The organism is Roseobacter sp., assembly GCF_024639605.1.
In the GTDB taxonomy this organism is placed as follows: Bacteria; Pseudomonadota; Alphaproteobacteria; order Rhodobacterales; family Rhodobacteraceae; genus Roseobacter.
Genome location: NZ_JAHEHZ010000136.1, coordinates 1 through 9310 on the forward strand (window position 1 = coordinate 1; position 9310 = coordinate 9310).

General features: G+C 59.5%; 10 protein-coding genes and 1 tRNA gene. 7 read left to right on the forward strand and 4 right to left on the reverse strand.

The annotated features are described in order from the left end of the window. Positions 1-218 precede the first annotated feature (218 nt). The 4 genes from Q0M35_RS14935 (at position 219) to Q0M35_RS14950 (ending at position 2250) form a co-directional block, all read left to right on the forward strand. Positions 219-503, forward strand: coding sequence for a hypothetical protein (locus Q0M35_RS14935; protein ID WP_295316687.1), 285 nt, complete (start codon positions 219-221; stop codon positions 501-503). Positions 504-764: 261 nt separating this feature from the next. Next, complete coding sequence (locus Q0M35_RS14940) at positions 765-1040, forward strand: hypothetical protein (RefSeq protein WP_295316689.1); 276 nt, start codon at positions 765-767, stop codon at positions 1038-1040. Between the two features lie 69 nt (positions 1041-1109). Further along, a complete protein-coding gene (locus Q0M35_RS14945) occupies positions 1110-2045 on the forward strand; it encodes a pirin family protein (protein ID WP_295316691.1) in 936 nt (311 codons plus the stop codon). A gap of 128 nt (positions 2046-2173) precedes the next feature. After that, positions 2174-2250, forward strand: a tRNA-Asp gene (locus tag Q0M35_RS14950). 61 nt (positions 2251-2311) lie between these two features. On the opposite strand, the gene Q0M35_RS14955 is transcribed toward Q0M35_RS14950, so the two are convergent. From Q0M35_RS14955 to Q0M35_RS14965, 3 genes are all read right to left on the reverse strand, one after another. Then, on the reverse strand, positions 2312-2596 hold the full coding sequence (locus Q0M35_RS14955; RefSeq protein ID WP_295316693.1) for a hypothetical protein: 285 nt from the start codon (positions 2594-2596) through the stop codon (positions 2312-2314). 86 nt (positions 2597-2682) lie between these two features. Further along, the gene (locus tag Q0M35_RS14960) at positions 2683-3564 is read right to left on the reverse strand and encodes an alpha/beta hydrolase (RefSeq protein WP_295316695.1); all 882 of its coding nucleotides are present in this window, start codon (positions 3562-3564) and stop codon (positions 2683-2685) included. Then, positions 3561-4934: a M20/M25/M40 family metallo-hydrolase gene (locus Q0M35_RS14965; protein ID WP_295316697.1), complete on the reverse strand. Its 1374-nt coding sequence runs from the start codon at positions 4932-4934 to the stop codon at positions 3561-3563. The genes Q0M35_RS14960 and Q0M35_RS14965 overlap by 4 nt, the downstream gene beginning before the upstream one ends. 210 nt (positions 4935-5144) lie before the next feature. Between Q0M35_RS14965 and hemA the strand changes: the two genes are divergently transcribed. The 3 genes from hemA (at position 5145) to ispG (ending at position 8965) form a co-directional block, all read left to right on the forward strand. After that, positions 5145-6368 (forward strand): 5-aminolevulinate synthase, encoded by a 1224-nt coding sequence (hemA, locus tag Q0M35_RS14970; protein WP_295316699.1) that lies wholly within the window; start codon positions 5145-5147, stop codon positions 6366-6368. Between the two features lie 131 nt (positions 6369-6499). After that, positions 6500-7750: a helix-turn-helix domain-containing protein gene (locus Q0M35_RS14975; protein WP_295316701.1), complete on the forward strand. Its 1251-nt coding sequence runs from the start codon at positions 6500-6502 to the stop codon at positions 7748-7750. An 87-nt stretch (positions 7751-7837) separates the two neighbouring features. Next, positions 7838-8965: a flavodoxin-dependent (E)-4-hydroxy-3-methylbut-2-enyl-diphosphate synthase gene (gene ispG, locus Q0M35_RS14980; protein ID WP_295316706.1), complete on the forward strand. Its 1128-nt coding sequence runs from the start codon at positions 7838-7840 to the stop codon at positions 8963-8965. 24 nt (positions 8966-8989) lie between these two features. Here the strand turns inward: ispG and Q0M35_RS14985 are convergent. After that, the coding region (locus tag Q0M35_RS14985) for a DsbA family protein (protein ID WP_295316704.1) at positions 8990-9310 on the reverse strand (321 nt) is incomplete at its 5' end.

Below are 9310 nucleotides of genomic sequence, written 5' to 3' on the forward strand. Positions count from 1 at the left end.
CTGCCGGACAGAGCGTTGAACATAGCTTGCAGGATGACACTGACGCAGATGCCGGAACACTGTTGCGATCGGAAAAGAGTCGACGCCATAGCGCCTACAGCAAGCAATCGCGTGAATGTGCAGAAACTGTCTTCGCGGGGGTTTGCGTCTTTTCAGTCAGGTGTTCCTGTGTCACGGTCAACCCGACCAGGAGCTCTTATCGGAGGGAAGGTACCGCAATGATGCGCGAAGATCAGACGGGCGCCCGCGCGCAGGAGATACCACGGGACAGCAGCGAAGACAAAACGCTGAGCGCGCTCATGCACGATCTTGAAAGGCTGCCACCCGAAGAGCGTGGTGCCAGTGCAATCCGGATTGCGGCGGCTTTGATTGAATACGGAGCGTTTAAGCTGGCCGTAAGGCTCGATAGTCGCGAGACAGGCGAGCTGATCAACCTGGCGGCAGCGCTGCAGCTGTATGATCCTTTGCAGCGCAGGGCTGGTGTTCCGGAGGAGGTCTGCTGAGCCCGTAAATATCTGTGGCCCCGCTACCTTATTTGTTGCATTAATATGCGCTTCACTCTCCTCAGGGTTGACAGACATCTGAAAGTGAGGGACCTTCTCTCCGACGCGGAGTATGTCGTCCCGTCGGCGCAGACCAGGAATTCCCGTCGGTTCGCCGGTGTCAAACGGCCGCCGCTTACGCGCACCGAATTGTGCGAAACGGGGATCAGGTGGCCGCAGATATGCGCATCAAGTCTGATCCGGAGCAGAGACAGGCACAGTATGGCACGGCCAGAGGCGCAGCGTGACAACGGTATAATTGATCTCCAGGCTTCCATCAGGGCGCTCGATGCACTGCCCGGGCGCGAACGGGCGCCGCTCGCGATGCTGATTGCATCGCACTTTCTGGAATACGCAGCCTATGAGATGGCCGTGGCGCAGGATGCCGAAGAAGTCTCGGAAATCATCCTGATGGCCGCGCGCCTGGACATGGCTGTGCGGCGCCGGTCTGACGGAGCGCTATCCGACATCAGCGCACAGATGCTCCGCGAAAGGTGAGGCCTGGCGGTATTGCCGCACATCTCAATCCTGTTATCTTTACCCTGAAATAATTCAGGAGATCTGCCTGTGAGCTGGAACCCCGCCCTTGATCCCGACTGCCCCACCGGTGATGCAGTGGATGCCATCGAAACCGTCATCGTACCGCGCGCGCGCGATCTGGGGGGCTTCGAAGTGCGCCGCGCGCTTCCCGCGCCAAAACGCCAGATGGTGGGCCCGTTCATCTTTTTCGACCAGATGGGCCCGGCAGAATTCGTCACCGGTAAAGGCATCGACGTACGTCCGCATCCGCACATTGGTCTGGCCACTGTCACCTATCTTTACAAAGGCCGGATCCACCATCGCGACAGTCTTGGCACCGATCAGTGGATCAACCCCGGTGCGGTGAACTGGATGGTGGCGGGCCATGGCATCACTCATTCGGAGCGCACAGACGGAGAGATCCGAAAAAGCCCGCATGACCTTTTTGGCATCCAGACATGGGTGGCGCTGCCTGAGGAGGCCGAAGACAACCCGGCGGATTTCCAGCATGCGGGCAGGGACGATCTTCCTGAACTGGAGGGCGAAGGCAAAACGGTCCGGCTGATCCTCGGCTCGGCCTGGGGTGAAACCGCACCGGTGAAGACGTTCTCCGAGATGTTCTATGCCGACGCCATACTGGAAGCGGGTGTCTCCATTCCCCTGCCTGACAATCACGAAGACCGCGGTGTTTATGTGACCGGCGGCCAGGTCACCGTCTCGGGCGACACCTTTGAGGCCGGTCAGATGATGGTGTTCCGCCCAGGCGATCGCATCTCTTTGCGCGCCGGTGATCAGGGCGCGCGCCTGATGCTGCTGGGCGGTGCGACGCTGAACGGGCCACGTCATATCTGGTGGAATTTCGTCGCGTCTTCAAAAGATCGGATCGATGCGGCGAAAGAGGCCTGGCGGGCAGGGGACTGGGCCCACGGCCGCTTTCAGCTGCCACCCGGCGACGATCAGGAATTCATTCCCCTGCCGGAATAACGGCTGGCCGGATCCGCCTGCTTGCAGGATTTCAGGGAATTTTCTGATTTTGTACCAAAGGCCGCTTGACGCGCCGCAGACTGCGCAATAGTAGAACGGGACGCGCTGCGAGAGTGGCGCCGCAGTGGGCGGTTGTAGCTCAGTTGGTTAGAGTACCGGCCTGTCACGCCGGGGGTCGCGGGTTCGAGCCCCGTCAACCGCGCCACCGCTGCTTAAAAAGGCCTCGCGCAAGCGGAGGCCTTTTTTGTTTCCGGCCTGGGGAAAGTTCAGGTCCAGTCAGCGATCACGTCAAATCCGTGTGCTTCAGGAGCCGCCTCAAGGTGCTCTGTGAAGACGGCCCACAGTGCCGCGACCTTATCGGCATTGCCGTCTGATGTCTCGCGACTGTCCACGAGCGAAATCACGCAGCCGCTGCCATCGTCGTTCATTGTATTGATAAAACGCACCATTCCCGGCAGCGCCATAATCTTTGGCTTCATCTGATCCAACATGGATTTCGCAACATCCACAGACCCCGGTTTCATTTTGTAATGTGTTACACGTGCAAACATATGTCCCTGTTCCCTTTGTTATGTGCCAGTTGGAATACCACACTTCAGACCGGTTTCGTCCGAATTTCGTACGGTACCGTGAGGTTTCAACTGACGCGTGAGAGAAAGGGTCTGAGTGCCGCGAGGGTTTCTGTCGGGTTCTGATCGATGAAAAAGTGTCCGCCCGGAACGGATTGCGCGCTCATATCCGACAGCCGGTCAGACCAGGTTGCCGCGACATCACAGGCCCGCGCCATCGCGCTCTGCGCCCCGAAAAGCACAAGGGAAGGGCAGGTGATCCGGCGGTCAAGATCGGCAGCGTCGAGGTCAAAGTCCACCTGCAGGGCTGCACGGTAATCGGCACACATGCCGCGGATTGCCTCAGGGTTGCGCCAGGCGTTCCGGTAGGCGGCGAGCGCGTCCGGGTCAAAATCACTCAGCTGCGCGGCACCCCAGCCCAGAAGACAGCTTTCGAAATAGGCATCCGGGTCATGGCCGATGAGAGTTTCGGGAAAAGGCGCCGGCTGTGCCAGGAAAAACCAGTGATAATAGGCCGTGGCCACCTCGCGCGTCAGCTGATCGAGCAGCAGGTGTGTGGGCACGATATCCATCACCGTCAGGCTGGCGACCCGCCCGGGCGCGTCCAGCGCCAGCCGGTGCGCCACCCGCCCGCCGCGGTCATGCCCGACGACGTGAAACTGCCCGTGCCCAAGTGCGTCCATCAGCGCCACCTGGTCCGCGGCCATATGGCGAAAGCTGTAGGGCTCTGTGCCGGCCGGTTTGCCGCTGGCGCCATACCCGCGAAGATCAGGGGCGATCACCGTGAAATCCGCAGCGAGGGCGGGCGCCACCTTATGCCACATAGCATGGGTCTGAGGGAAGCCGTGCAGCAGCAGGACAGGGGGCCCTGACCCGCCCGTGGCGACACAGATCTCAGTCTGACCGCAGGGGATGCTGCGGGTTTGAAACCCCTCAATATGCCCTGTCATGAGGTGAAAGCAGCAAGAATGCGTGCCCAGCTGCGCATTCCCTTGTGAAAACTTTCGAGGTCGTATTTTTCGTTCGGGGAATGCAAGCCGTCGTCGTCTTTACCGAAACCGATCAGCATCGGCGTTGTGTCCAGCAGGTCCTGAAAATAGCCAGCAATGGGGATGGATCCGCCGCTGCCGGTATAGGTGGCCGGCACGCCCCATTCCTCGGTCAGAGCGGCAAGGGCCGTATCGAACCGGGCGTCAGTTTCCCTGATCTGAAACGCGGGGCTTGCACCATGATTGACAAAGCTGGCGCTGCAGTCCGGCGGCAGCATGCCCTCGATCATCGCAATCAGGTTCCTTCTGATCGCCTGCGGATCCTGTGTGCCGACAAGCCGGAAGCTGATTTTGCACGACGCTCTGGACGGCAGCACTGTTTTGAACCCTTCGCCGGTATAGCCCCCGGTAATGCCGTTCACTTCGCAGGTCGGACGGGACCAGAGCATCTCCAGCGGTGTGCGGTCCTGTTCGCCGGCAGGATGCGACAGCCCCACATCTCCCAGAAACGCCGCGTGATCAAAGCCAAGTGCCTGCCACTGCGCGCGCACCTCATCGCTGAGCTCGGGCACGCCGTCGTAGAATCCGGGAACGGTGACACGGCCCGTATCGTCGTGCAGCGCCGCAATGCACCGGCACAGGACCCGGATCGGGTTGATCGCGGCACCGCCAAAGAGCCCCGAGTGCAGATCGATGTCCGGACCGGTGATCGTAATCTCTTCCTGGAGCATGCCGCGCAGCATCACCTCGATGCCCGGCACCCGCGATTCAAAAAGACCGGTGTCACAGATGAGCGCCAGATCGGCGCGCAGCTCCTCTGCGTTTTCTTTCATGAACGGGACCAGAGAGGGCGAGCCGCTCTCTTCTTCGCCCTCAAAGAAAAATGTCATTTTGCAGGGCAGGCTGCCGTGAACCGCGATCCAGGCACGACAGGCTTCGACAAATGTCATCAGCTGACCCTTGTCATCTGCTGTACCGCGGCCGCGGATTACCCTGCCTTTGGGTGTATCTTCGATCTGCGGATCAAAGGGGTCATTGTGCCACAGATCAACAGGATCAACAGGTTGCACGTCGTAGTGTCCGTAAAACAGCAGGTGCGGGCCTGGCCCGTCCACATGTGCCACAACCATCGGATGCCCGGGGGTGGGGCGTTTGCCGGCCGCAATCCCCATGCTTTGCAGATCCTGTACCAGCCAGTCAGCAGCCGCATCGCAATCCGCTTTATATGCCGGATCGGTCGAGATGGACGGGATGCGCAGCAACGCTTTGAGCCGGTCAAGGGCCTGAGGAAGATCGGCATCAATACGGGACAGAACGGCATCCGGGGACATGGGTAAAATCCTTTTGTGGGCGGTTTGCGGCACCGTATCAGCGTGGCAACGGGTGTCCAGAGAGAGCCCGGCCAGACGGCTGCCTTTGATCTCTGTCAAAGCTGCGACAAGCTGCGCCGTGCAGAGATGTTGATCATCAGCGTTCGGACCTGTAATTAAATGCTAACGGCCGGTGCGAAAGCTGCGCACAGGATGAAGGAGACTGCCCGGGTGGATTATAACGATCAGTTGGATCAGGCGATTGCGCGTCTGCACGATGAAGGCCGGTACCGGACTTTTATCGATATCGAACGCAGCAACGGGCAGTTCCCGCATGCCGTCCGCACCCGACCCGATGGCAGCAAACAGAACATCACTGTCTGGTGCGGCAATGATTATCTGGGCATGGGCCAGCACCCGGTCGTCCTAGAGGCCATGCATGAAGCGCTTGAGGCCACGGGGGCAGGCTCGGGCGGCACCCGTAATATCTCCGGAACCACTGTTTATCACAAGCGCCTGGAGGCTGAACTGGCCGATCTGCACGGCAAAGAGGCGTCGCTGCTCTTTACCTCGGCCTATATCGCCAATGATGCAACACTCTCGACGCTGCCCAGACTGTTTCCGGGCCTTATTATTTATTCTGACGCGCTCAATCACGCATCGATGATCGAAGGAGTGCGGCGAAACGGTGGCGCCAAGCGTATTTTCCGGCACAACGATGTGGACCATCTGCGCGAACTCCTTGAGGCCGATGATCCTGCCGCACCAAAGCTGATAGCCTTCGAATCAATCTATTCCATGGACGGTGATTTCGGTCCGATCGAAGCGTTCTGTGACCTGGCCGACGAGTTCGGCGCGCTCACCTATATTGACGAGGTCCATGCGGTCGGAATGTATGGCCCGCGCGGCGCCGGTGTGGCCGAGCGCGACCGGTTAATGCACCGGCTTGATATCATCAACGGCACACTCGCCAAAGCTTACGGCGTCATGGGAGGCTATATCGCCGCATCCGCAAAAATGTGTGATGCAATAAGGTCTTACGCGCCGGGCTTCATCTTCACCACGTCGCTGCCGCCTGCGGTCGCAGCCGGCGCGGCGGCCTCTGTTGCCTTTCTGAAGCGCGCTCCGGAACTGCGCGAGGCGCACCAGACCTGTGCCCGTGTTCTGAAGATGCGCCTCAAAGGCCTTGGCCTGCCGATCATTGATAACGGCAGCCATATCGTGCCCGTCATGGTCGGCAATCCGGTCCACACCAAGCTGCTCAGCGATATGCTGCTGGACGATCACGGTATTTACGTGCAGCCGATCAATTTCCCGACGGTGCCACGCGGCACTGAACGCTTGCGTTTTACTCCCTCTCCGGTACATGGACCCGGAGAAACGGATGCTCTGGTGCGGGCGATGGACGGACTTTGGTCACATTGTGCGCTAAATCGTGCCGAACAGGCAGGCTAAGCAAGGCCCTGATGTAATTGGAATTGTCTTGTGTTAACCTGACTTAAACAAGAAGGCGGATACGAATCGTTGGGACGATTTAAATCCGACTCAGGGCGATCAGGCAGACACGGGGAAGACAGGGCAGACATATGATCGGGCGCAAGCACTCAAAGAGTGTGGAAGAAAAAATCGAACGTAAAGCGTTCGATGATTTTGAATTGCGTCTGGGTGATGTCATGCGCGGCGAACGCGCGACAATGGGCAAATCCCTGCTCGACGTGCAGCGTGAGTTGCGCATCAAAGCTTCCTACATTGCCGCTATAGAAAACTGTGATCCCGATGCTTTTGACACGCCCGGCTTCATTGCCGGCTACGTGCGGTCATATGCGCGGTATCTCGGCATGAATCCTGATCAGGCCTTTGATACCTTCTGCGAGGAAAGCGGCTTTTCCGTTGCGCACGGGATGTCCGCCGAGGCCTCTGTCGTGCGCAAGACAGGGAAAACAGCACCGTCGCGCGCCGCACGTGAAGCCGATATGTTCAGCCGGCCTGGCACGCCTTTCGTGCCGACCGGCGACAGTATCTGGTCACGTATTGAACCAGGCGCGGTGGGGTCGGTAGTTGTCCTGCTGGCGCTGATTTCCGGTATCGGCTATGGCGGATGGACCGTGCTGCAGGAAGTGCAGAAGGTTCAGGTCGCACCGGTCGACCAGACACCCGTAGTGCTTTCAGATCTCGACCCGCTCGATGGGATACTCTCCGGCGCGCCTGAGACGACGTCCCCGGGAGATCTGCCCGGCAGCACAGATACTGCCGCGGCGTTAGAGCGGTTGTACCGGCCGCAGGCGCTTGATGTGCCGGTTCTGGTGGCCCGCGATGCGCCGATCTCAACCATTGATCCGCGCACGATCGGCAACTTCACCCCACCGGAAAACCCGCCACCCGCCGTTGCGCGCGCCTATAGTTCCTTCGACGAGGCCATTGCCTCGAGCATTGCGGCATTCCCCGACGCAACTCAGACAGAGCTGCCGGTGCCGAAGGTTTCCGAAGAACCCGGTCCGGCCCTGCGCATGGTCGCCGTGCGGCCGTCATGGGTGCGCGTTCGCGCAGCTGACGGCACCGTAATCTTTGAGACGATCATGGAACCGGGCGACACATGGGATGCGCCCGTCGGAGAAGAGCCTCCGACCCTGCGCACCGGCGAGAGTGGCGCGATCTATTTTGCACTCAGCGGTGAATACTACGGCCCCGTCGGGCAGACCGGCGTGATTACCTCTAACCTTGCACTGGATGTGGAATCGCTCAAAGCTGCCTACTCCATCGCTGATATCTCCTCTGACGAGGCACTTGCGACAACTGTGGTTGAACTGCAGACAACTGTCGCTACCGAAAACCAATAAACTCACATGAAACGGCTTCGGGCCATTGCGGCCACCTGCGCGCCTGTCTATTTTGCGTGACAGATGAAACGTTCCGAGGTGCGTCTGATGTCGCTTAATCACGTCCGTCCATGGCGCAATATCTACCGGCGTAAATCGCGTCAGATCATGGTTGGCAATGTTCCTGTCGGCGGCGATGCCCCGATCACCGTACAGACCATGACGAACACGCTGACCACGGACGTTAAAGCGACGATCGCACAGATCCGTGCCGCCACCGATGCCGGCGCGGATATCGTCCGGGTATCGGTTCCTGACGAGGCCTCGTCAAAGGCGCTGCGAGACATTGTACCCGAAGTGTCTGTTCCGATCGTCGCGGACATTCATTTCCATTATAAGCGCGGGATTGAGGCTGCCGAGGCCGGCGCGGCCTGCCTGCGTATCAACCCGGGCAACATCGGCGACGAAAAACGCGTGCGCGAAGTGATAAAAGCCGCACGGGATCACAATTGCTCCATTCGGATCGGCGTCAATGCAGGGAGCCTCGAGAAGCATCTGCTGGAGAAGTACGGCGAGCCCTGTCCGGACGCGATGGTCGAAAGCGGTCTTGATCACATCAAAATCCTTCAGGACAACGACTTTCACGAGTTCAAAATCAGCTGCAAAGCCTCGGATGTCTTCATGGCTGCAGCGGCTTATCAGCAACTGGCCGAAGCGACGGACGCGCCGATCCATCTGGGCATCACCGAGGCCGGCGGGTTGACCTCCGGCACCATCAAATCGGCCATCGGTCTTGGCAATCTGCTGTGGATGGGCATTGGCGACACGATCCGCGTCAGCCTTTCCGCCGATCCGGTCGAAGAGGTAAAAGTCGGCTATGAGATCCTGAAGTCGCTCGGGCTGAGGCACCGGGGCGTGAACATCATCAGTTGTCCGAGTTGCGCGCGCCAGGGGTTCGATGTGATAAAAACGGTCGAAAAGCTTGAAGAGCGGCTCGAGCATATCAAGACGCCGATGAGTCTCAGCATCATCGGTTGTGTCGTGAACGGACCAGGCGAGGCGCTGATGACAGACGTGGGATTCACCGGCGGTGGCAACGGGGCAGGGATGGTCTATCTCGCCGGCAAACAGAGCCACAAACTCAGCAATGATCAGATGGTCGAGCACATCGTAGAGCAGGTCGAGAAAAAAGCCGCCGAACTGGACGCGGCGGCTGTGGCGGACGCGGCTGAATAGCGCGCGTCCGGATTTAACGCGCGGTCAGCCGCGCAGATCATCCACCAACAACTGCATCTGATCGTATTCGACAAATCCACGTACCAGCTGATCGCCCATCACGAAAGTAGGCGTGCCACCGATCTGGAGACGCTGGGCCAGCGCACGGTTGGCACGGATATTTTCCGTTATCTCTTCAGCGCCCATGCGCGCCTCGATAGCGTCCAGATCAAGGTCAAAAGGTTCGGCGACGCGGCGCAGGCTGGCGATATCCACCGGCCCGCCATAGGCCATCAGCGCGTCATGGATCGCCTTATAGGCCTCATCACCCGCAACATCCTTGGTGGCCATAGCGAAACGTGACGC